The 22,873-nt window shown below is 66.1% G+C and carries 15 protein-coding genes; 9 read left to right on the plus strand and 6 right to left on the minus strand.

What is annotated here, in order from left to right; translation table 11 throughout:
* Nucleotides 1-2: 2 nt before the first annotated feature.
* From MYCSM_RS23265 to MYCSM_RS23275, 3 genes are all read left to right on the plus strand, one after another.
* Nucleotides 3-1,367 (plus strand): FAD-binding oxidoreductase, encoded by a 1,365-nt coding sequence (locus MYCSM_RS23265; protein WP_015308618.1) that lies wholly within the window; start codon nucleotides 3-5, stop codon nucleotides 1,365-1,367.
* 113 nt (nucleotides 1,368-1,480) lie between these two features.
* Nucleotides 1,481-2,722: a cytochrome P450 gene (locus tag MYCSM_RS23270; protein ID WP_015308619.1), complete on the plus strand. Its 1,242-nt coding sequence runs from the start codon at nucleotides 1,481-1,483 to the stop codon at nucleotides 2,720-2,722.
* Entirely contained in the window at nucleotides 2,722-3,303 is a 582-nt protein-coding gene (locus tag MYCSM_RS23275; protein ID WP_015308620.1) for a TetR/AcrR family transcriptional regulator, read from the plus strand. Before MYCSM_RS23270 ends, MYCSM_RS23275 begins: the two co-directional genes overlap by 1 nt.
* A 36-nt stretch (nucleotides 3,304-3,339) precedes the next feature.
* On the opposite strand, the gene MYCSM_RS23280 is transcribed toward MYCSM_RS23275, so the two are convergent.
* The 3 genes from MYCSM_RS23280 to MYCSM_RS23290 form a co-directional block, all read right to left on the minus strand.
* Nucleotides 3,340-4,170, minus strand: coding sequence for a formate/nitrite transporter family protein (locus MYCSM_RS23280; protein WP_041314762.1), 831 nt, complete (start codon nucleotides 4,168-4,170; stop codon nucleotides 3,340-3,342).
* 270 nt (nucleotides 4,171-4,440) lie between these two features.
* Nucleotides 4,441-5,592, minus strand: a complete 1,152-nt coding sequence (locus MYCSM_RS23285) for an acyltransferase family protein (protein ID WP_015308622.1) — start codon at nucleotides 5,590-5,592, stop codon at nucleotides 4,441-4,443.
* Nucleotides 5,589-7,289, minus strand: a complete 1,701-nt coding sequence (locus MYCSM_RS23290; protein ID WP_015308623.1) for a DEAD/DEAH box helicase — start codon at nucleotides 7,287-7,289, stop codon at nucleotides 5,589-5,591. Before MYCSM_RS23290 ends, MYCSM_RS23285 begins: the two co-directional genes overlap by 4 nt.
* An 87-nt stretch (nucleotides 7,290-7,376) precedes the next feature.
* Between MYCSM_RS23290 and MYCSM_RS23295 the strand changes: the two genes are divergently transcribed.
* Nucleotides 7,377-7,925 (plus strand): LppP/LprE family lipoprotein, encoded by a 549-nt coding sequence (locus MYCSM_RS23295; protein ID WP_041314765.1) that lies wholly within the window; start codon nucleotides 7,377-7,379, stop codon nucleotides 7,923-7,925.
* A gap of 51 nt (nucleotides 7,926-7,976) precedes the next feature.
* On the opposite strand, the gene MYCSM_RS23300 is transcribed toward MYCSM_RS23295, so the two are convergent.
* Complete coding sequence (locus MYCSM_RS23300; protein ID WP_015308625.1) at nucleotides 7,977-8,906, minus strand: DUF559 domain-containing protein; 930 nt, start codon at nucleotides 8,904-8,906, stop codon at nucleotides 7,977-7,979.
* Between the two features lie 190 nt (nucleotides 8,907-9,096).
* On the opposite strand from MYCSM_RS23300, the gene MYCSM_RS23305 reads away from it, so the two are divergent.
* Together MYCSM_RS23305 and MYCSM_RS23310 are read left to right on the plus strand one after the other, a co-directional pair.
* Nucleotides 9,097-12,570, plus strand: a complete 3,474-nt coding sequence (locus tag MYCSM_RS23305) for a TM0106 family RecB-like putative nuclease (RefSeq protein ID WP_015308626.1) — start codon at nucleotides 9,097-9,099, stop codon at nucleotides 12,568-12,570.
* Between the two features lie 2 nt (nucleotides 12,571-12,572).
* On the plus strand, nucleotides 12,573-13,916 hold the full coding sequence (locus MYCSM_RS23310) for an FAD-binding oxidoreductase (protein ID WP_442928539.1): 1,344 nt from the start codon (nucleotides 12,573-12,575) through the stop codon (nucleotides 13,914-13,916).
* Here MYCSM_RS23310 and MYCSM_RS23315 read toward each other — a convergent pair.
* The gene (locus MYCSM_RS23315; RefSeq protein ID WP_015308628.1) at nucleotides 13,913-16,123 is read right to left on the minus strand and encodes an MFS transporter; all 2,211 of its coding nucleotides are present in this window, start codon (nucleotides 16,121-16,123) and stop codon (nucleotides 13,913-13,915) included. The two genes, MYCSM_RS23310 and MYCSM_RS23315, sit on opposite strands and share 4 nt — an antisense overlap.
* A gap of 88 nt (nucleotides 16,124-16,211) precedes the next feature.
* Nucleotides 16,212-17,474: a multidrug effflux MFS transporter gene (locus MYCSM_RS23320; protein ID WP_015308629.1), complete on the minus strand. Its 1,263-nt coding sequence runs from the start codon at nucleotides 17,472-17,474 to the stop codon at nucleotides 16,212-16,214.
* 181 nt (nucleotides 17,475-17,655) lie between these two features.
* On the opposite strand from MYCSM_RS23320, the gene MYCSM_RS37880 reads away from it, so the two are divergent.
* The 3 genes from MYCSM_RS37880 to MYCSM_RS23335 all read left to right on the plus strand — a co-directional run bounded on the left by MYCSM_RS37880 (nucleotide 17,656) and on the right by MYCSM_RS23335 (nucleotide 22,747).
* On the plus strand, nucleotides 17,656-17,943 hold the full coding sequence (locus MYCSM_RS37880) for a WGxxGxxG family protein (protein WP_015308630.1): 288 nt from the start codon (nucleotides 17,656-17,658) through the stop codon (nucleotides 17,941-17,943).
* A 159-nt stretch (nucleotides 17,944-18,102) separates the two neighbouring features.
* On the plus strand, nucleotides 18,103-18,858 hold the full coding sequence (locus MYCSM_RS23330) for a hypothetical protein (RefSeq protein ID WP_015308631.1): 756 nt from the start codon (nucleotides 18,103-18,105) through the stop codon (nucleotides 18,856-18,858).
* A 91-nt stretch (nucleotides 18,859-18,949) separates the two neighbouring features.
* Nucleotides 18,950-22,747, plus strand: coding sequence for a multifunctional oxoglutarate decarboxylase/oxoglutarate dehydrogenase thiamine pyrophosphate-binding subunit/dihydrolipoyllysine-residue succinyltransferase subunit (locus MYCSM_RS23335; protein WP_442928540.1), 3,798 nt, complete (start codon nucleotides 18,950-18,952; stop codon nucleotides 22,745-22,747).
* Nucleotides 22,748-22,873 lie beyond the last annotated feature (126 nt).

The raw sequence follows: 22,873 nt of genomic DNA on the forward strand, positions 1-22,873 counted from the left end.
GCATGAGTGAGGCTGTGGCGAGTCTGATCGCTGAACTGCCCGACGGCGTCGTCGTCACCGACCCCGACATCCTGGCGTCCTATCGCCAGGACCGTGCCTTCGACCCGAGTGCGGGCACGGCGCTGGCCGTCGTGCGGCCGCGTCGCACCGAAGAAGTGCAGACCGTGATGCGGTGGGCGTCGCGGCATCGCATTGCCGTGGTGGCGCGCGGCATGGGCACCGGGTTGTCCGGCGGAGCGACGGCCCTGAACGGCGGCATCGTGCTCAGCACGGAGAAGATGCGCGATATCACCGTCGACCCAGTGACACGCACCGCCGTCGCACAGCCCGGGCTGCTGAACGCCGAGGTGAAGAAGACTGTCGCCGAGTACGGGCTGTGGTATCCGCCGGATCCGTCGTCGTTCGAGATCTGCAGCATCGGCGGAAACATCGCCACCAACGCAGGCGGGCTGTGCTGCGTGAAATACGGCGTGACGACCGACTACGTGCTGGGCCTTCAGGTAGTGCTGGCCGACGGGACCGCGGTACGCCTGGGCGGCCCGCGGCTGAAGGATGTCGCGGGGCTGTCGCTGACCAAGCTGTTCGTCGGCAGCGAGGGCACGCTCGGGATCATCACCGAGGTGACGCTGCGGCTGCTGCCGCCGCAACACGTGGCTTCGACGGTCGTCGCGACCTTCGACTCTGTGGAATCGGCGGCGGCCGCTGTCGTCACGATCACCGGCAAGATCCGGCCGTCGATGCTGGAGTTCATGGACGCGGCGGCGATCAACGCCGTCGAGGACAAGCTGCGGATGGGCCTGGACCGAAACGCCGCCGCGATGATGGTTGCGGCCACCGACGACCGCGGGCCGTCGGGCATCGAGGATGCCGGATTCATGGCCGATGTGTTCACCGAACATGGTGCGAAGGAAGTGTTTTCGACGTCCGACCCGGAAGAGGGTGAGGCGTTCGTGGCTGCCCGCCGCTTCGCGATCCCCGCGGTGGAGGCCAAGGGCTCACTGTTGCTCGAGGACGTCGGCGTTCCGCTGCCCGCGCTGGCTGACCTGGTCGGCGGCGTGTCCAAGATCGCCGCAAACCACGACCTGATGATCTCGGTGATCGCGCATGCCGGCGATGGGAACACGCATCCGCTGATCGTGTACGACCCCGCCGATACCGCGATGGCTGAGCGCGCGCAGAAGGCGTTCGGCGAAATCATGGATCTGGCCGTTGGGCTCGGCGGGACGATCACCGGCGAACACGGCGTCGGTCGGCTGAAGCGCCCGTGGCTGGCGGGCCAACTCGGCCCGGAGGCGATGGAACTCAACCAGCGGATCAAGCGGGCGCTCGATCCCGACGGCATCCTCAACCCGGGCGCGGCAATCTAGGCCGCGCGAGCAGACGCAAAGTGCCCCATTTTCGCGGCGTGTCGGGGCCTTTTGCGTCTGCTCGCCCGCTTTGCCTATTGACACACTTAGGGGCGCTGTCGTACCAATGAGACATGACAGCCACTCTGTCTCACGGCTCGCCGGTCCGCTTCCAGCTCGCTGACGCTGACACCTGGCCCAACCCGTGGCCGATGTACAAGGCGCTGCGCGACAACGACCCCGTTCACCACGTCGTTCCGGCCGAGCAGCCCGACCGCGACTACTGGGTGCTGTCGCGGCACGCCGACGTGTGGGAGGCGGCCCGCGACAACGAGACGTTCTCCTCGGCGCAGGGCCTGACCGTCAACTACGGCGAACTCGAACTGATCGGTCTGCAGGACAATCCGCCGTTCGTGATGCAGGACCCGCCGGTGCACACCGAGTTCCGCAAGCTGGTGTCGCGTGGCTTCACGCCGCGGCAGGTCGAGGCCGTCGAACCGAAGGTTCGCGACTTCGTCGTCGAGCGGATTGAACGGTTGCGTGCGAACGGCGGTGGCGACATCGTCGCCGAGTTGTTCAAGCCGCTGCCCTCGATGGTGGTCGCACACTATCTCGGGGTGCCCGAGGAGGATCGCAACCAATTCGACGGCTGGACCGAGGCGATCGTCGCGGCGAACACCGCCTCCGGCGGCGTCGCGGGAGCACTGGGCGGACTCGGCGACGCGCTCGGCGAGATGATGGCCTACTTCACGTCGCTGATCGAACGGCGTCGCTCCGAACCCGAGGACGACACCGTTTCGCATCTGGTGGCCGCAGGCGTCGGCGCCGACGGCGACGTCTCGGGCGTGCTGTCGATCCTGGCGTTCACGTTCACGATGGTCACCGGCGGCAACGACACGACGACCGGAATGCTCGGCGGCACAGCGCAATTGCTTCATCAGCGGCCGGATCAACGGCGACTGCTGGTCTCGCAGCGGGGATTGATTCCTGACGCGATCGACGAGTTCCTTCGGCTGACGTCGCCGGTGCAGGGCCTGGCACGCACCACCACGCGCGACGTCACGATCGGCGACACTACGATTCCCGCCGACCGTAAGGTGCTGCTGCTCTACGGGTCAGCCAACCGCGACGAGCGTGAATTCGGCGACGACGCAGCCGAACTCGACGTGCAGCGGCGGCCACGCAACATCATGACGTTCAGCCATGGCGCGCATTTCTGCCTGGGCGCCGCGGCGGCCCGCATGCAGTCGCGCGTCGCGTTGACCGAGTTGCTGGCGCGGTGTCCGGACTTCGAGGTCGATGAGTCCGGAATCGTCTGGGCCGGTGGCAGTTACGTACGGCGGCCGCTGTCGGTGCCGTTCCGGGTGAGCTCCTGATGCCCGGCGACTGGCTGGCCGCGCGGCGCACCGAGGTGGCCGCCGACAGAATCCTGGACGCTGCGGGCGAGTTGTTCGCCCAGCAGGAAGCGGCCACCGTCGGCATGCACGAAATCGCCTCGGCCGCAGGATGTTCGCGCGCCACGCTGTATCGGTACTTCGAGAACCGCGAAGCCCTGTACACCGCTTACGTACACCGGGAGAGCTACCGCCTCTACCGTGATATGACCGAGCAGATCAGCTCGTTGGTCGATCCGCGCGAGCGCCTAATTGAGGGCATGCTCGCGTCGTTGCGCAACGTGCGCGAAAGCCCCGCCCTGGCATCGTGGTTCTCGACCGCGCAGCGGCCGATCGGCGCTGAGATGGCCGAAGAGTCCGAGGTAATCAAGGCGCTGACGGAGGCATTCGTCATCTCGCTCGGGCCCGACGACCCCGAATTGGTCGCGCACCGGGCCCGCTGGCTGGTGCGGGTGATGACGTCACTGATGCTGTTCCCCGGACACGACGCGGACGACGAGCGCGCGATGCTCGAGGAGTTCGTCGTACCGATCGTGCTACCGAGAACTCAAGCGACCCAATAGGCCTGAGCCCTTAATCGATTGCGCGGGATCTTGTAATCAATCCACAGGTCGATCAGACTCCGCGTCGTCACGCTCTTCCTGCAGGCGGTCTTTGCTTCGGAGCAGGCGCAGCAGGGTCACCAATCCGAGCCCTCCGACCATATTGCCAACCAGCGTGTAACCGAACCAGGTGAGCCAGTCGAAATAGCCGAACGGTGCATGGCCGGTGAACATCGCTCCGAAAATCAACAGCGAGTCCAGGATGGAGTGAAACATCTGCAGCCCGGCGAGGAGGAAAGCGCCGGCGACCGCTGCGGCGATCTTGCCAAGCATTGCGTCCGTGCCGTGCTGCATCCGCGTCATCAATGTGATCGCCATCCCCCCGAGCACCGCAAGCGCCAACGTCTCTGCGGACATCGGCGCGGTGGCGTAGTGGGTCGCGGACTCGACCGCCTGTGGGTGCAGTTTGGGGAACGCGGTGATGATCAACCACATGATCACCCACCCGCCTGCGAGGTTGGCAGCCAGCGTGCCACCCCAGAGCTTGAGCAGTTGACCGAAGCTGGCCCGTTTGGCGGCCACGGTGGTCACCGGGACCAGGAAGCCCTCGGTGAACAGCTCGCTGCGGCCTAAGAGAAGGGCGAGGAAGCCGATCGAGAACGCCAGCCCGGCAAGCAGAGGACTGTGCGTCGCGTCCAGTACGGACAGGTACGCAAGTACGCCCATCGCGACTTCCGTGCCGCCGAAGAATCCGGTAACAAGCACTTCGCGCCAGGTCCGGTGCAGCCGCTGGCTGCCCTCGTCGACCATCCTGTTGAACGCGTGCTCGAGCTCATCTTCGATTGGGCTGCCGGACTCTCCGAGTTGGCGTTGGTCGGTGCCACTCATTGGACGATCGAGGGCGTCATATCCGCTGCGCTCCGCGTCCCCGGACACGGCCCAGCGGCGCCGCGTGGGCACCATTTCCGTCGCGAGCCGGAGGTGCAGCCGACTGTCGGCGTCGTTGACGGGCACGGCACGCCGTTGCCCTGAGATCCTGGAGTGGCCATGTGGGTTCTTTCCTCGGTCACCGAACGGCGATCCATGTGCTGTCGGGCTCAGGAGTGCCCGGTCGTGGCGACTCGAAAACCCCCGCTCGGTAGCGCGCCGGAAGCCGCGCTAGTCCGTGCGGACGCGGGTGAACCTATGCAGCAGCCACGCCACCGGCACCGTCACTACGAACGTCGCGAAAAACAGGATCGCGGTGTTCCCGGTGTATATGGGCCAGCGCAGGATCTCCACCATCACCAGCTCCATGGTTACCAGATGGATCAGGAAGATTTCGTAGGAGATCTCGCCGAGGAAGACCATCGGCCGGGTGGCGAGAAACCGCGCATAGACGCCGCGGTCGGCCAACGCGAGCGGAGCGACCGCGAGCGTGGCGATCACGGCGTAGAACGCCGCCTTGATCAGTGCCTCACGCAGCTCGTGCGGCGACGTGGTGGGCTCACCTGCGATCGGTGTCGAGGCGATGAAGTAGCACACCACCGCCAACGGCACGCACACCAACGCGTACGCCCGCACACCCATCGGTTGCAGCACCGCCAGCATCATGCCGCCGATGAACCACGCGAGATACGTTGGCAGCCATAGCCGGGAGCCGTCCGGCAGAAAGTCGGTGGTGTGCACCAGGATCAGCCACGCGGGCGTGATCAACGCCAGCCCCGCCAGCCCCGTCAGCAGTAGCAGCGGCCGCCAGCGACGACGGCACAGTACCACCAACAACAGATACGCGAGCAACGGCAACGCAACGTAGAACGCGACCTCGACCGCCAAGCTCCACATTTGGGTAAGCCCTTGGTGCAGATACGAATACAGGTAGTTGTCGGTGTAGATCTGCGTCAGCGTCAAGTTGCGGAGCAAGCCGATCAAACTGTGCCCGGGGTTGGGCCCCGCGGTGCGCCAGTGGTAGATCGCAAAGGCCAGCAGCACGGTGACGACGTAGGCCGGCATGATGCGACGCACGCGATGCCAGGTGTAGCGGCGCACCGACGGAGACGCACCGTCGGTGGCGACGGCCTTGACCCACGGGCCGAACAACAAAAACCCCGACAGCACAAAGAAGATCGGCACGCCGATCTCCATGCGCGAGTACACCAACCCGACATAGCCGTGCGTGTACTTGCCGGTGGTGTACGCGGCATGCGTGGCCATCACCAGCAGCGCCGCGACTGCGCGGATGCCTGTCAGCGACGCGACGCGCTCGGCCTTGCTGACCGATTCCAGGCCACCTTGCGCGACTGGGTCTTTCACGCCTCTCGGCGCAGTCATTCGTGCTTCCGCTTTGACTTGCCTGGTGGCCGCTTCGATCCTTGCCCACTACGGTCCGGTTGGAGGTTGATCAGATTACCCTGAATACGGGTCTTCTCAAGGGCTTTCAACGTCTCTCTGGACAACTTCGCGGGCAATTCGACCAGCGAATGGTCGGGTCGGATCGTGATATGACCGAAGTCGCTGCGATGCAACCCGCCCTCGTTGGCGATCGCGCCGACGATCGCGCCGGGCATCACCTTGTGCCGCTTGCCCACCGAAATGCGATACGTGGCAAGGTCGGTGCGACGCTCACGCGGCTTGCGCGGACCGTCATCGCGCGATCCGCGGTCGGGCCGCTCCCGCCGCTTCTCCGGCGGCGGCTCGGTCATCAGGAACTCTTCGCCGTCGCGACTCTGCAGTGCAAGCGCGGCGGCGATGTCGGCCATCGGCACGTCGTTATCGCGCTCGTAGCCCTCAATCAGCTTGCGGAACAAGTCGATTCCCGGAGCGCTGAGCGCTGTGGTGATCGAATCGCGGAACTTCTCCACCCGCTGAGCGTTGACGTCGTCGACCGAGGGCAACTGCGACTCGACGAGCTTCTGCCGGGTGACGCGCTCGATCGAGTTGAGCAGGTGGCGTTCGCGCGGGGTGACGAACAGCAGCGCCGTCCCCGACCGGCCGGCCCGACCCGTGCGCCCGATCCGGTGCACGTAGGACTCGGGGTCGTGCGGGATGTCGTAGTTCAGCACGTGCGAGATGCGTTCGACGTCAAGGCCGCGCGCGGCCACGTCGGTGGCGATCAGGATGTCGAGCGAACCGTTCTTGAGCGAGTTGATCGTTCGCTCACGCACCGCCTGCGGGATGTCGCCGTTGATCGCGGCCGCGGAGAACCCCCGCGCCCGAAGCTTCTCGGCGACCTCCTCGGTGGCCTGTTTGGTGCGGACGAACACGATCATCGCCTCGAAGGGCTCGACCTCGAGCAGCCGCGTCAGCGCATCCATCTTGCGCGGACCCGCCACCTGGATGTAGCGCTGCGAGATGTTCTCGGCGGTCTGCGTTTTCGACTTGACCGTCACCTCGACCGGGTCGTGCAGGTATTTCTTGGTGATCTTGCGGATCCCGGGCGGCATCGTCGCCGAGAACAGCGCGACCTGCTTGTACTCCGGGGTGTCCGCGAGGATGCGCTCGACGTCCTCGGCGAACCCCATCTGCAGCATCTCGTCGGCCTCGTCGAGCACCATGTAGTCGAGGTGGCTGACGTCGAGGGTGCCCTTTTCGAGGTGGTCGATCACCCGTCCCGGTGTACCGACGACGACCTGCGCGCCGCGCTTGAGCCCGGCAAGCTGCGGACCGTAGGAAGATCCGCCGTAGACCGGCAGAACATTGACATGCAGGTGCGCGCCGTAGCGGCTGAATGCCTCAGCCACTTGCAGCGCGAGCTCGCGGGTCGGGGCGAGGACGAGGGCTTGGGTGACGCGGCTGGTCGGGTCGATCTTGGACAGGATCGGGATCGCGAATGCGGCGGTTTTGCCGGTGCCGGTCTGCGCGAGGCCGACGACGTCGGAGCCCGCCATCATGGCCGGGATGGTCGCGGCTTGGATGGCCGACGGCGACTCGTATCCGACGTCGCCGATGGCCTGCAGCACCGCGGGGTGAATCTGCAGATCAGCGAATGTCAGATCGGCGCTGGTCGGATCTGGTTCAGAGGTCGTCATCTCGCAGGAAGTCTAGTGGTTGGGAGTGCGATTCCCCGCCGCGCGCCTGTCTGCGGGCCCGTGGTCTTGACGGTAGGTTCCGTCGGTGTGAAGTGGGCGGTCCTCCTTGTCGCGGCGACGGTCGCTGTCGCGGGCTGCGGATCGGGCGACTCGACGGTGTCCAAGACGCCGGAGCCGACCGTGGCGACCGCTGCACCTGCCCCGGCGTTGCCCCCACCGCCGCCCGTCGTCGCACCCACGGTCACCGCTTCCGCCGACCCATGCGCGGTCAACCTCGCCGCGCCGGAGATCGCCAAGGCCGTCTCGGAGTTGCCCCGCGATCCGCGCAGCAATCAGGCCTGGAGCCCCGAGCCACTGGCAGGCAACTACAACGAATGCGCACAATTGTCCGCGGTCATCGTCAAGGCCAACACCAACTCGGATAATCCGAACACCCGCGCCGTGCTGTTTCACCTCGGCAAGTTCATCCCGACCGGCGTGCCGGACACCTACGGGTTTAACGGCGTCGACGAGTCCGCCACCACCGGCGACACGATCGCGCTGAAGTACTCCGGCGGAATCCAAGGCCTCGACAGCGTGGTGAAGTTCCGGTGGAACGGCAACGGTGTCGAGCTGATCGGCAACACGCCGGGCTAGTCCTTGGCGCGAACGTGGGTTACCCACACGCTTTTGTGTGTGACGCGTGCATCAAGCCCACTCTCGGCGGACCGGATCTAGCCAAGAGATACGCGCGTCGAGTCGGACTTCCTGCCAATGGGGCCAACCCGCCGCGCACGCCGCATCACGCACGCGAGCGAGGAAAACATGAGACCGGTATCGCAAGTGATCACGGCTCAACCGGATGATCAACCAGCCCTGAGCGACGAGCCGGGCTAGTCGGTCGATGTCGCGGGCATGCTGGTCGGGGTCATCCCAGTGTTGAGGACCGTCGTATTCGACGCCAACCTTCCACTCCTCCCACCCCATGTCGACGCGCCCGACGAATTCCCCGAACTCATCGAGGACGACGATCTGCGTTTGAGGCTTCGGAAACCCGGCGGCGATCAACAGCAGGCGCGTCCGGGTTTCCTGCGGTGACTCTGCGCGGCCGTCCATCAGGTCCAGGACACGCCGCAGTTGAAGCATGCCGCGCGCGCCGCGATGGTTTTGGGCGAGACCCTCGACATCTACCGCCTTCAGCCTGGTCGCGTTCGCCAGTGCGTCGATCCGGATGATCGCGGTTTCGAGTCGATCGCGCCGACCAAGATCGAATGCTGTTCGCGCCGGCGTAGTGACCGGCATTCCGCGCACGACGCAGGTCTCGTCATCGCGGAGTCGGTTGCGGTGAATGATGATGCCGTCGACGCCGCAGGTGTCGCGACGGATCAACTCAGCAGGTAGGTCCGAAGCTACCCACTGTGAACCGTGCAGTGCCGCGGCGGACATTCCTGCGATGGTGGCGTTCCGCTCAGACCACAGCCATGCGGCGATCGCTCGTCTGACGGGCGTGAGTTCCAAGCCCTTCGCCAAATACACGTTGCGGTAGACCATGTCGTGGCGGCTCACCAGCGTTCGCCGGGTTACCTTGCGGGCCGCCAATGCTTCGGTGCCGATGAACGGCATCACTTCGTCATTCATGCCGTCACGGTCGCGACACAGACCCACACAATCGGCCGTCGCAGCCAGCTCACTGGTCTCTCTGTGGATAGCGGCACGACTGGGGATCGACGAGTGTGGGCTTGTGTCACGCTGCGGCGGCTCAAAGCGTGCGGGTAACCCACGTTCGCGCCTGAAGTGGGGTGTCGGCTGGCTCACATAGGCTGACAGCGTGTTTGTCGCAGACGATCGCGTCATCTACAGCGCATCTGATCTCGCCGCCGCAGCGCGTTGCGAGTACGCGCTGCTGCGCTCGTTCGACGCGCAGCTCGGCTGGGGTCCTGCGGTCGCCGTCGAGGACGAACTGCTCGCGCGGACAGCCAAACTCGGCGGGGAGCATGAGCAGCGCCACCTCGACGAGTTGCGCGACCTCGCCGATGACACCGTCGCGATCATCGGCAGGCCGAAGTACACCGTCGACGGGCTGACCGCCGCCGCGGACCAGACCATGCGCGCCATCGAGCGCCGGGCGCCCGTCATCTATCAAGCCGCCATGTTCGACGGCCGGTTCGTCGGCTTCGCCGACTTCCTGGTGTTCGACGGCGCGCGCTACCGACTGCGCGACACGAAGCTGGCCCGCTCAGTCAAGGTCGAGGCGCTGCTTCAGCTGGCGGCCTACGCGGACACGCTCGCTGCGGTCGGTGTCCCCGTCGCCGACGAAGTCGAACTCGTGCTCGGCGACGGCGCGATCGCGACCTACCGCGTCGATGAGCTGCTGCCTGTCTACCGGCCTCGCCGCGCCGAACTGCATCGCCTGCTCGACGACCACATGGCCGGCGGCAAAGCGGTCACGTGGGAGGACGATGACGTGCGGGCATGCTTCCGCTGCCCCGAATGCGAGATCCAGGTGCGCGCCAGTGACGACCTGCTGCTCGTGGCGGGCATGCGCGTCACGCAGCGCGCCCGGCTCATCGACGCCGGCATCACCACCCTGCACCAGCTGGCCGACCACAGCGGCGCCGTGGACGAACTGCCTGCCCGCACCGTCAAGACGCTGGCCGCCCAAGCCCGACTCCAGGTCGCCGACCGCATCGACGGCAAGCCGCCGTACGAAGTCGTCGACGCCCAGCCGTTGATGGTGCTGCCCGACGCAGACAAGGGTGACTTGTTCTTCGACTTCGAAGGCGACCCACTGTGGACCGTCGACGGTAGGGAATGGGGTCTCGAATACCTATGGGGCGTACTGACTGTCACCGACGAGTTCCACCCGTTCTGGGCACACGACCGGGCCAGCGAGCGCCAGGCGCTGCTCGACTTCCTCGCCATGGTGCGCAAGCGGTTGCGGCGTCATCCCGGCATGCACATCTACCACTACGCGGCGTACGAGAAGAGCACGCTGCTCCGATTGGCCGGCCGCTACGGCGTCGGTGAGAACGACATCGACGACCTACTCCGCAATGGTGTCCTCGTCGACCTATATCCCTTGGTGCGCAAGAGCATTCGCGTCGGTACCGAGAACTACAGCATCAAGTCGCTGGAGCCACTGTACATGGGCAACGAGCTACGCAGCGGTGAGGTCACCACCGCTGCCGACTCCATCACGCAGTACGCGCGGTACTGCGCGCTGCGCGACGAAGGGCGAGCCGGCGAGGCGGCTTCGGTGTTGAAAGAGATCGAGGACTACAACGTCTACGACTGCCGATCGACGCGACGGTTGCGCGACTGGCTGATGGCCCGCGCCATCGAGTCCGGCGTACCCCCGCGCGGCCCGCAACCCGTAAGTGACGGCGGCGCAATCGAACTCAGCGACGAAATCGACCGCAGACTGTGCAAGTTCGCCGGCGACGGCGTCGAGGAACGCACTCCCGCGCAGCAGGCAGTGGCAATGGTCGCCGCCGCGCGGGGCTTTCACAAGCGTGAGGACAAGCCGTACTGGTGGAGTCACTTCGACCGCGTCAACAACCCGGTCGACGAGTGGGGCGATAACAGCGACGTTTTCATCGCCGAGCGCGTCGAGATTGTCAACGACTGGCATCAGCCGCCGAAAGCGCGCAAGCCCCAGCGTCATATCCGTCTGATCGGCAGCATCGCAAATGGCGAACTGTGCAAGGACATGTACGCGCTCTACGATCCACCCGCTCCAGCGAGCCTGGCCGACGATCCCGACCGACGCGGGTTCGGGTCCGTGACGGTGGTCGACTGTGACAATCCCGAAGCGCCGACCGAGGCGATCGTCGTCGAGAAACAGCCCAAGGACGGCGACGTCTTCGAGCAGTTGCCGTTCGCGCTGACGCCGGGTCCACCCATCAACACCAAACCGTTGCAGGACTCCATCGCCGAGACCGCCGCGCTCGTCGCCGCAGGGCTTCCCAATCTGCCTGTCGACGCGATGACAGATGTTCTGCTGCGGCGCAATCCGCGCATGCTCAGTGCCGCACAGCTGCCCCGCAGCGGAGTGATCGCCGACGACATCACCGCCGCGCTGCTGGATCTCGACTCGTCCTATCTCGCGGTGCACGGGCCGCCTGGCACCGGCAAGACCTTCACCTCCGCGGAAGTGATAGCGCGGCTGGTGAACCAACATCGATGGCGGATCGGCGTCGTCGCCCAGTCGCATGCTGTGGTCGAGAACCTGTTCTGCGACGTGCTCAAGGCCGGCGTCGACGGCGAGCGCGTCGGCAAGAAACTCAATACCGTCAACATGGGCTGGACCGACCTGACCAATCCCGAGTTCGCCGGCTTCATCGAAGCGCACGACGGGTGCATCGTCGGCGGGACGGGATGGGACTTCGCCAATGCCAACAAGATTCCGCGGCAGGCACTCGATCTGCTTGTCGTCGAGGAGGCCGGCCAGTACAGCCTGGCCAACACCATCGCCGTCGCGCCGTCGGCCAGAAACCTGATGCTGCTTGGTGATCCGCAGCAGCTGCCGCAGGTAAGCCAGGGCACGCATCCAGAGCCGGTGAACGAATCCGCGCTCGGCTGGCTCGTGGAGGGCCATCACACGCTGCCCGCAGAGCGCGGCTATTTCCTCGACTACTCGTATCGGATGCATCCCGCGGTCTGCGAACCGATTTCCCGGCTTTCCTACGACGGCCGACTGCGCTCTCGTGAGAACGTGAGTGCCGCGCGCCGCCTGGAAGGCGTGGCGCCCGGCGTTCGGGTGCTGACCGTCGAACACGACGGCAACTCCACCGACAGCCCCGAAGAGGCTGACGCGATCGTCACGGAGATCCGCGGCCTCCTCGGAATCCCGTGGAGCGACGAACATGGCACCGCGCCGCTGGCGGCCGAGGACGTCCTCGTGGTGACGCCGTACAACGCGCAGGTGGTCACCCTGCGGCGCAAGTTGGACGCCGCTGGGCTCGCCAAAGTCGAAGTGGGCACCGTCGACAAGTTTCAGGGCAGGCAGGCTCCGGTGGTGTTCGTCTCCATGGCGGCGTCTTCCGCAGATGACGCGCCGCGTGGGGTTTCGTTCCTGTTCAACAGGAATCGGCTCAACGTCGCTGTCAGCAGGGCGAAGTACACCGCGATCATCGTCCGATCGGCCCTGCTGACCGACTACCTGCCTGCCACCCCGGACCGTCTGGTGGAGCTAGGGGCATTCTTGGCGCTCGCGGCGGGAGGCACGGCCGGCACAGCGCAGCCGGAGAATCCGGGCGTCCGCGAAACCGACAGTCAGCCCTGTGATAGACCCACGGGGTGAGCCTGACCGACACGCTGGCCGGGATCGTGGGCGCCGCACACGTCATCACCGATCCCGATGTGCTGGACGGCCGCAGCGTCGACCACACCGGGCGCTATCGCGGGAAGGCCAGCGCGCTGGTGCGGCCGGGATCGGCCGACGAGGTCGCTGCGGTACTGCGGACCTGCCGCGACGCCGGCGTGTACGTCACCGTGCAGGGCGGTCGGACGTCGTTGGTTGCCGGCACAGTACCCGAACACGACGACGTTCTGTTGTCGACGGAGCGGCTGCGCGAGCTCGGTGAGGTAGATGTCGTCGAACGGCGCATCCGCGTGGGCGGAGGCGCGACGCTGGCCGAGGTGCAGCGCGCCGCAGCTGCGGCGGGCCTGGTGTTCGGCGTCGACTTGGCCGCGCGTGATTCCGCGACCGTCGGCGGAATGGCGTCGACGAATGCAGGCGGGCTGCGCACGGTGCGCTACGGCAACATGGGCGAGCAAGTCATCGGCCTGGATGTGGCGCTTCCCGGCGGATCGGTTGTGCACCGGCACAGTCAAGTACGCAGCGACAACACCGGCTATGACCTGGCGTCGCTGTTCGTGGGCGCCGAGGGCACGCTCGGTGTCATCACCGCACTCGATTTGCGGCTGCACCCGACACCAAAGCAACGAGTCACCGCGATCTGCGGATTCGACGATCTCGATGCGCTCGTCGAAACAGGCCGCGTGTTCCGCGACACGGACGGCATCGCGGCGCTGGAACTGATCGACGCCCGCGCCAGCGCACTGACCGCCGAGCATGTAGGGGTGGCAGCGCCTGTCGACGGCGCATGGCAGCTGCTCATCGAATTGGCCGGTGACACAGACCAAACCGACCGGCTGGCAGATGCCCTCGACGATGCGCACATGTCAGACCAACCCGCGGTCGGCGTCGATATCGGCGCGCAGCAGCGGCTGTGGCAGGTCCGCGAATCGGTGGCCGAGGCACTCGGCGTGTACGGACCACCACTGAAATTCGATGTGTCCCTTCCACTGTCAGCGATTTCGCGGTTTGCGGCGGAATCCGCCGAGCTCATCGTCAAACACGCCCCCGAGGCCATTCCGGTGCTTTTCGGCCACATCGGCGAGGGCAATCTGCATCTGAACGTGCTGCGGTTCCCCGCCGGAGACGTTGAGCGCACCGTGTATTCGGCGATGATGGAATTGATCGCAAGCAGCGGTGGCAACGTCAGCTCCGAACACGGCGTCGGCACCCGCAAGCGCGACTATGTGTCGATGTCGCGCACCGAGGCCGACATTACGGCGATGCGCGCGATCAAGGCTGCATTCGATCCGACCGGATATCTCAACCCCGCAGTGCTTTTCGGCTAGTCGTGGCCCGGCGTCGAATGCCTGCCGTAACGCGGCGCATCGTCGGGGTCGTCGCGGGAGTGCCTGCCGTTGGACTCGAACCAGAACGGCCGCTTCTGCGGTTGGTTCTCCGGAGGGTAGTGGGGTGACGGTCGCTCGTGGCGCGACGGTCGCTCGTGGCGCGACGGTCGCTCGTGGCGTGCCGGTTGCTCGTGGCGCGACGGTCGCTCGTAGCGTGCCGGTTGCTCGTGGTGTGCCGGCGGCGCATCCTGCACCGGCGGCGGCAACGGCAGAAACCGCTCTTCCTCGTCGACATGAAAACCATTGTGCGCAAAGCCGATTGGTTCGGGTTTTGGCGCGACGGGCGGACCGTCGCTGAGCAGTTGGTCCAGGATGCCGCGCCACGATTCGCGATCGGCCGGCTCCTCCGGCTGCGGCGTCGGGTCATCGGGCGGGAGGTGCCGCCAGGACTCGACCGGTTCGGCGTGCCATGTTTCGGCAGGCGCCTGCAGCAAGTGCTCGGCGCGCGACCGCATTGGCTCGGTCACACTGTCGTCGACGTGCACAACGGCGTCGGGCCCCACCACCGGTGCAGAATCGGCGGGATGGTCGTCGTCCCAACGCACTTCGTATTCGAGGTACTCGTCGTCGTCGATGAACGTCTCGTCGCCGCCGTATTCGACAGCGAAGCCGGCGTCGTGGTCGTCGTCCACCTCGTCATCGCCGTCATCGATCCGGTCAGGGTTGCCGAACCCAAGCAGGAAAACCGCCGCGATGACGCCGAACAACGCGAAGAACGCGGGCAGCAACATCGATTGCGACATCGCCGCGGCGAACGGATCGTGCAGCCACCTCGGGAGCTGCGTCACCGCACCTTCGCCCGGCGCTGCCTGCGCAGGCATCGGCGGCATTTCGGCGCCGATACGCGACGTCATGAACGCGGCCATCCCTGCGCTGCCCAATACCGAGCCCACCTGTCGCGTGGTGTTGTAGACGCCGGAACCGGCGCCTGCCAGCTTCGGCGGCAGGTTGCGGGTAGCGGTCGCGGCCAGGGGCGCCCAAATGAATGCCGAGCCGACGCCCATCGCGGTGATCGGCAGCGCCAGCCGCCAGATCGGCGTGGTCGGCGTCATCTCGACGGACAACCACGTCATCGCGATCGCCAGTACGGAGAACCCGAAACCGATCACCGGGCGTGGATGTGACCGGTCGACGATTTTGCCGACGAACGGCGCCAGCACGCCGGTCGCGATCGCCATCGGCGCTGTCAGCAGTGCCGAGCGCGTCGGCGAAAGTCCGCACACCGCTTGGGCGTAGAACATCAGCGGCAGGAACGTTCCTGTCACGACGAAGCCGATGGTCGCGACTCCAACATTCGACAGTGAGAAGTCGCGGTCGCGGAAGATGACCAACGGGATCAGCGGCTCGCTGGTGTTGACGTACTGCCAGATGAGAAACGCGGCCATGACGCCGATGCCGCCCGCGATGGTGCCCCAGATCCAGGGCGCCCAGTGGTGCGACTGGCCCTCCTGCAGAGCGAACACGATCATGAACATGCCGATGCCGGACAGCACGACGCCGAGCACATCGAATTTGTGGGTCGACGTGGGCAGCACCGGGATCAGCCAGACGGCCAGCGCCAACCCGATGATGCCGACGGGCACGTTGACGAAGAAGATCCACTGCCAACCGAGCCGGTCGACCAGCACACCGCCGGCCAGCGGACCAACCAGCGTCGCCACCCCGGCCGTCGCGCCCCACACGCTCATCGCCACGCCGCGACGGTCGGCCGGGAAGATCCGGGTGATGGTCGACAGTGTCTGCGGAGTGAGCAGCGCGGCGCCGATGCCCTGCACCACGCGAGCGGCGATCAGCATTCCGATGCTGCCTGCGAGGCCACACCACAGCGAGGCGGCCGTGAAGATCGTCAGGCCCACCAGGTAGAGATTCTTCGGGCCGAACCGATCACCGAGGCGGCCCGCCACCAGCAACGGCACCGCGTATGCCAGCAGGTAGGCGCTAGTCACCCAGATGACGGAGTCATAGCTGGCGCCGAGCTTGTCCATGATCGAGGGATTGGCGACCGCGACGATGGTCGCGTCGACCAGGATCATGAAGAAGCCGACCAGCATGGCCCATAAGGCGTTCCAGGGATTGCCGGGGTCGACTTGGAGCCGCACTCCCCATCGAGCGCGGCAATCCTGCCGGTTAGTTAACGTTTGGAACATCTCGGGTCGACCAGAAAAGCAACGATTCAGCCGACGGTACGGACCTGGATATGCCCCGGACAAGTCCGGGGTCAGCCGGTAACGAACGTCAGACTGGTTCGGCGACGGCGTCGCCGGTGACGTCGTCCTTGGTTTCGGTGGCCGGCACGCCGACCGCCAAGAGGGCCAGCAACGCGATCACCATGCCGACCGTCATCACCAAGGCTAACGCGATCTCGTTGTTGCCGAGCACGCCGACCAGCGGTGCCACCGCGGCCCCCAGGCCGAACTGGGCCGCGCCCAGCAATGCCGCCGCAGTGCCTGCCGCGTCGGGATGCCGGGACAACGCGACGGCAGGCGCGTTCGGAATGACGAGGCCCATCGCGGCGAGGATGAACCAAACCGGCACCACGAACCCGAACAGGCCGCCGATGTGCTGGTAGGACAGCCCGACGAACACCACGCCGGCCACCGCGGCCGCGGTCAATGCCCACAGCACGATCGTCTGGGGAGCAAACCGCCGCAGCAGCACCACGTTGAACTGCGTGGCGCCGATCAGCGCCACCGCGCCGGCCCCGAACACCAGCGCGAAGGCCTGCTGGCCGAGGCCGTAGTGGCCTTGTAGCACGAACGATGCACCCGCGATGTAGGCGAAGAGCCCGGACATGCCGAGCGCAGCCACCAACACCAGGATGACGAAGCGGGTATCGCGCAGCAGCTCGACGTAGGTGGCGCCGATGCTGCGCACGTTCAATGGCCGACGGTGTGAGTCGGGCAGCGTTTCCGGTAGCGCAACCGCCGCGAGCAGAAGCAGACCACCCGCCAACACGACCAGCGCCGCGAACACCCAGTGCCATGAGGCCTTCAGCAGCACGGCCGCGCCCAGTGATGGGGCGATGACGGGCGCGACGCCGAGCACGAGCATCAGCCGGGACATCACGGTGGCGGCGACGGATTCGGCGTACAGGTCACCGACGACGGCGATCGCGACGACCATCGCGGCCGCGGCGCCCATGCCCTGCAGTCCGCGCGCCACGCCGAGCACACCGATGTTGGGCGCGAAAAGGCACAGCACCGACGCCAGCATGTGCAGCACGATGCCGGCCATCATCGGCCTGCGGCGGCCGAGCGAGTCCGACAGCGGCCCGACGATCAGTTGGCCCAGCGCCAGACCGGCCAGCGTGCCGGTGAGCGTCAGTTGCGCGACCGACGAGGACACCGACAGGTCGTCAGCGATCTTGGGCAGCGCAGGCAGGTACATGTCGATGGTCAACGGGCCCAGCGCGACGAGCGCGCCGAGGATCGTGATCATGCGGGCGCGGCCCGGCTGCTTCGCACCGCTGGCCACGTCCACGCCGATTGATGTTGCCATGGGAGTGGTTAGCGTCGCTTCTCAATAATTTGTTCCCACACCGGCGGGTTTGCGGCTACGGCAACCGGGTATCTGTTGCCGCGGCGCGGGGGGCACCGCCTCTTCGCCGCTGAATAGGCGAGCTATAGCCCCTGGCTCGCGGGTTATCGGGCCGTGTGCCCAGCAATTTAGGAGACCGAAAATGCGTAACATCCTTGCTGCCTTGTTGGCGTCCGTCGGCGTCATGTTCGGGGGTATGGGAGTGGCCAATGCCACAACCGCAACGGACATCTCGAGCGTTCCGACCGCGACAACGACGATCGTCGCTCAACAGGGCGCCGCCGACGACGACAGCGACGACACCGGCCTGTGGGGCCTTGCGGGGCTGCTCGGCCTGCTGGGGCTCCTCGGCCTCAAGCGACGCAACGGTGTCGACCGCCGGGTTGGTCCTGCCACCGCACAGGGCCCTGGCACGAACCCGCGGGTGTAGCAATTTGTCCAAGCCTCCGCCATCGCGCTCGCCGCGGTGGCGGAGGCCACACCCGGGAACCTTGCCGGCCGGGCACCCGCGGGCCACTCCCGTTCGTTGAGCAAGCGTTAGCCTGAGGTTCGGACAGGTCGAACCTGGTCGACAAGGGGGAGCCCGGATATGAGCGCTCGGTCGAACACCAACAATCAGCTGCCGGCCACCACGGACGGCACGGCGGAGAACGCTGGCGCAGCGGCCAAGGTGCTGTCCCAGATCATCGAACGTGGCAGCCGGGTTCAGGGGCCTGCGATCAAGTCTTACGTGGACCGGCTGCGCCAGGGCAGTCCGGACGCGCTGCCCGCCGACATCGTCAAGAAGCTGGAGAAGCACTACCTCGCGGCCGTGATGGCCAGCGGCGCCGCCGTCGGCTCAGCGGCTGCGTTTCCTGGCATCGGCACGCTGGCCGCGTTGTCGGCCGTCGCCGGCGAAACCGCGGTGTTCCTGGAGGGCACGGCCGTCTATGCGCTGGCACTCGCTGAGGTGTACGGAATTCCCGCCGATCACCGCGAGCGCAGGCGTGCGCTGGTGCTGGCGGTCCTGGTCGGCGACGAGAGCAAGCATGCGGTCGCAGACCTGCTCGGCCCGGGCCGCACCAGCGGTGCATGGATGGCCGACGGCGCGGCGACGTTGCCGCTGCCAGCGGTGTCCCAACTGAATTCGCGGTTGCTGCGCTACTTCGTGAAGCGCTACACGCTCAAGCGCGGTGCGATCGCGTTCGGCAAGTTGCTGCCAGTAGGCATTGGCGCGGTCGTCGGCGGCGTCGGAAACCGACTGATGGGCAAGAAGATCGTCGCCAACGCGCACAAGGCGTTCGGCAACCCGCCGCCGCGGTGGCCCTCGTCGCTGCACGTGCTGCCCGGCCCCAACGAGCGATGACGATAACTGCCGTTCGCGTGGTTTGGCCGACGACCGAAGCGTTAGCCTTTAGGCGGCGGAATCGCGGGCAACCCTCGTGGTCCGCGGGAATATGGGTGGCGAGCGTCGAACCGCTCGCCTGAAGAAGGAATCGAGGCGAGTAGCTGCCGTGAACTCACCATCACCATTCGGACAGAACGAGTGGTTGGTCGAGGAGATGTATCGCAAATTTCGCGAGGATCCCTCGTCGGTAGACCCGAGTTGGCATGAATTCTTAGTCGACTACTCCCCCGAGCCAACTACCGAAACGCATCCCACCATCGGCAATGGGCAGCCGGCGCAGGCTCCGGTCGCGCCGCCGGAGCCAGCGCCCGCACCTGCGCCCAAGACCGAGACAAGCAACGGCGCCGCCGCTGCGCCCGCCAAGGTGCCGGAAGCGGCGAAGGCGCCGGAACCCGCGAAGGCTGCGGAACCGGCGAAAGCTGCGGCCAGGCCGGCTGCCCCCGCATTGACCCCGGCCGAAGGCGATGAGACGCAGGTGCTGCGCGGTGCCGCCGCGGCGGTCGTGAAGAACATGTCGGCATCCCTTGAGGTGCCGACCGCGACCAGCGTGCGGGCCATCCCTGCCAAGCTGATGATCGACAACCGAATCGTCATCAACAACCACCTCAAGCGCACCCGCGGCGGCAAGATCTCCTTCACGCACCTGATCGGGTACGCGTTGGTGCAGGCCGTCAAGAAGTTCCCGAACATGAACCGCCACTTCGCCGAGGTGGACGGCAAGCCGAATGCGGTGACGCCCGAACACGTCAACCTCGGTCTCGCGATCGACCTGCAGGGCAAGGACGGCAACCGGCAACTAGTCGTTGCAGCCATAAAGGGCTGCGAGACAATGCAATTCGGTCAGTTCATCGCCGGGTACGAGGACATCGTCCGGCGTGCCCGCGACGGCAAGCTGACCGCCGAGGACTTCTCCGGCGTGACGATCTCGCTGACCAACCCGGGCACCATCGGCACCGTGCACTCGGTGCCGCGGCTGATGCGCGGCCAGGGCGCGATCCTCGGCGTCGGCGCGATGGAGTATCCCGCGGAGTTCCAGGGCGCCAGCGAGGAACGCATCTCCGAACTCGGCGTTGGCAAGCTGGTCACGTTCACGTCGACCTACGACCACCGCATCATCCAGGGCGCCGAGTCGGGCGACTTCCTGCGCACGATCCACGAATTGCTGCTGTCCGACGACTTTTTCGACGAAATCTTCCGCGAACTCGGTATCCCGTACGAGCCGGTCCGGTGGCGCACCGACAACCCGGACCCGATCGTCGACAAGAACGCCCGCGTCATCGAGCTGATCGCCGCCTACCGCAACCGCGGCCACCTGATGGCCGACATCGACCCGCTGCGGCTGGACAAGACCCGGTTCCGCAGCCACCCCGATCTCGACGTGCAGAACCACGGCCTGACGCTGTGGGATCTGGACCGCGAGTTCAAGGTCGACGGCTTCGCGGGCAAGGAGTACAAGAAGCTGCGCGACGTGCTCGGTCTGCTGCGCGACGCGTACTGCCGCCACGTCGGTGTCGAGTACACCCACATCCTCGAGCCCGAGCAGCAGAAGTGGCTGCAGGAGCGCATCGAGGTCAAGCACGACAAGCCGACCGTCGCGCAGCAGAAGTACATCCTCTCGAAGCTGAATGCCGCCGAGGCGTTCGAGACGTTCCTGCAGACCAAATATGTAGGGCAGAAACGATTCTCGCTCGAGGGCGCCGAGACTGTCATCCCGATGATGGATGCTGCCATCGATCAGGCCGCCGAGCATGCGCTCGACGAGGTCGTGATCGGCATGCCGCACCGCGGCAGGCTCAACGTGCTGGCCAACATCGTCGGCAAGCCGTATTCGCAGATCTTCAGCGAGTTCGAGGGCAACCTGAACCCGTCGCAAGCGCACGGCTCCGGTGACGTGAAGTACCACCTGGGCGCTACCGGCAACTACATTCAGATGTTCGGCGACAACGACATTCAGGTATCGCTGGTCGCCAACCCGTCGCACCTGGAGGCCGTCGACCCGGTTCTCGAGGGTCTGGTCCGCGCGAAACAGGACCTGCTCGACAAGGGGGACGCGCCCGACGGCTTCTCCGTCGTGCCGATGATGCTGCACGGCGATGCCGCGTTCGCGGGCCAGGGCGTGGTGGCCGAAACGCTGAACCTGGCGCTGCTGCGCGGCTACCGCACCGGCGGGACCATCCACATCATCGTCAACAACCAGATCGGCTTCACCACATCGCCGAACGACTCGCGGTCCTCGGAGTACTGCACCGACGTCGCGAAAATGATTGGCGCGCCGATCTTCCACGTCAACGGCGACGATCCCGAGGCGTGTGTCTGGGTGGCGCGGCTGGCCATGGACTTCCGCCAGCAGTTCAAGAAGGACGTCGTCATCGACATGTTGTGCTACCGGCGCCGCGGGCACAACGAGGGCGATGACCCGTCGATGACGCAGCCGTACATGTACGACGTCATCGACACCAAGCGCGGCTCCCGCAAGACCTACACCGAGGCACTGATCGGCCGCGGCGACATCTCGATGAAAGAGGCCGAAGACGCGCTGCGCGACTACCAGGGCCAGCTGGAGCGGGTGTTCAACGAGGTGCGCGACCTCGAGAAGCATCCGATCGCCCCGAGCGCCTCGGTGGAGTCCGACCAGATGGTGCCCGCCGGGATGACCACCGCGGTGGACAAGTCGCTGCTGGCCCGCATCGGTGACGCGCATCTGGCGTTTCCCGACGATTTCAACGTGCACCCGCGTGTGATGCCCGTGCTCGAGAAGCGCAGGGAGATGGCGTACGAGGGCAAGGTCGACTGGGCGTTCGCGGAGCTACTTGCGCTCGGCACGTTCCTGGCCGAGGGCAAGACGATTCGGCTGTCCGGGCAGGACACCCGCCGCGGCACGTTCACGCAACGGCACTCGGTGATCATCGACCGCAAGACGGGTCGGGAGTTCACACCGCTGCAGTTGCTGACCACGAACACCGACGGCACGCCCACCGGCGGCAAGTTCATGGTGTACGACTCGGCGCTGTCAGAGTTCGCCGCCGTGGGCTTCGAGTACGGCTACTCCGTCGGCAATCCCGACGCACTTGTGTTGTGGGAGGCGCAGTTCGGCGACTTCGTCAACGGCGCGCAGTCGATCATCGACGAATTCATCAGCTCCGGCGAGGCCAAGTGGGGCCAGCTGTCCGACGTGGTGCTGCTGCTGCCTCACGGCCACGAGGGCCAGGGCCCAGACCACACGTCGGCGCGCATCGAGCGGTTCCTGCTGCTGTGGGCTGAGGGCTCGATGACGATCGCGATGCCGTCGACACCGGCGAACTACTTCCACCTGCTGCGCCGCCACGGTCTGGACGGCATTCACCGGCCGCTGATCGTGGCGACGCCAAAGTCCATGCTGCGCAACAAGGCTGCGGTCAGCGACCTCAAAGACTTCACCGAGGGCAAGTTCCGGTCAGTCATCGAGGAACCCACCTACGACGAGGGCATCGGCGACCGCAACAAGGTCAAGCGGATGCTGCTTACTAGCGGCAAGATCTACTACGAGCTGGTCGCGCGGAAGAACAAGGACAACCGCGAGGACGTCGCGATCGTCCGCATCGAGCAGCTCGCTCCATTGCCTCGGCGACGCCTGTCCGAGACGCTGGACCGTTATCCGAACATCGAGCAGTACTTCTGGGTGCAGGAGGAGCCGGCGAACCAGGGCGCGTGGCCGACGTTCGGGCTCACGCTGCCCGAGGTGTGCTCGGATCGGCTCTCCGGCATCAAACGGATTTCGCGACGCGCGATGTCTGCGCCATCGTCGGGCTCGTCGAAGGTGCACGCCGTCGAGCAGCAGGAGATCATCGACGAGGCTTTCGCGGAGTAAGTCTGTCGTTTTCGCGTTCAGGGTCGTGAACCTCAGAGGTTCACGACCCTGAACGCATTTTTGAGCGCCTAGTCGGCGAGCAAACGCTTTGAGGACCGTCGACCATGCCCGCCGGCGAGCTTTCCG

The sequence above is a fragment of the Mycobacterium sp. JS623 genome (genome assembly GCF_000328565.1).
Classification (GTDB): Bacteria; Actinomycetota; Actinomycetes; order Mycobacteriales; family Mycobacteriaceae; genus Mycobacterium.

Excerpts from the sequence above, each read along its gene's own strand:
- MYCSM_RS23265 (WP_015308618.1), top strand. The coding sequence starts at position 3 with ATGAGTGAGGCTGTGGCGAGTCTGATCGCTGAACTGCCCGACGGCGTC.
- MYCSM_RS23270 (WP_015308619.1), top strand. The coding sequence starts at position 1,481 with ATGACAGCCACTCTGTCTCACGGCTCGCCGGTCCGCTTCCAGCTCGCT.
- MYCSM_RS23275 (WP_015308620.1), top strand. The coding sequence starts at position 2,722 with ATGCCCGGCGACTGGCTGGCCGCGCGGCGCACCGAGGTGGCCGCCGAC.
- MYCSM_RS23280 (WP_041314762.1), bottom strand. The coding sequence starts at position 4,170 with ATGAGTGGCACCGACCAACGCCAACTCGGAGAGTCCGGCAGCCCAATC.
- MYCSM_RS23285 (WP_015308622.1), bottom strand. The coding sequence starts at position 5,592 with ATGACTGCGCCGAGAGGCGTGAAAGACCCAGTCGCGCAAGGTGGCCTG.
- MYCSM_RS23290 (WP_015308623.1), bottom strand. The coding sequence starts at position 7,289 with ATGACGACCTCTGAACCAGATCCGACCAGCGCCGATCTGACATTCGCT.
- MYCSM_RS23300 (WP_015308625.1), bottom strand. The coding sequence starts at position 8,906 with ATGAATGACGAAGTGATGCCGTTCATCGGCACCGAAGCATTGGCGGCC.
- MYCSM_RS23315 (WP_015308628.1), bottom strand. The coding sequence starts at position 16,123 with ATGTTCCAAACGTTAACTAACCGGCAGGATTGCCGCGCTCGATGGGGA.
- MYCSM_RS23320 (WP_015308629.1), bottom strand. The coding sequence starts at position 17,474 with ATGGCAACATCAATCGGCGTGGACGTGGCCAGCGGTGCGAAGCAGCCG.
- MYCSM_RS37880 (WP_015308630.1), top strand. The coding sequence starts at position 17,656 with ATGCGTAACATCCTTGCTGCCTTGTTGGCGTCCGTCGGCGTCATGTTC.
- MYCSM_RS23330 (WP_015308631.1), top strand. The coding sequence starts at position 18,103 with ATGAGCGCTCGGTCGAACACCAACAATCAGCTGCCGGCCACCACGGAC.
- MYCSM_RS23335 (WP_442928540.1), top strand. The coding sequence starts at position 18,950 with ATGGGTGGCGAGCGTCGAACCGCTCGCCTGAAGAAGGAATCGAGGCGA.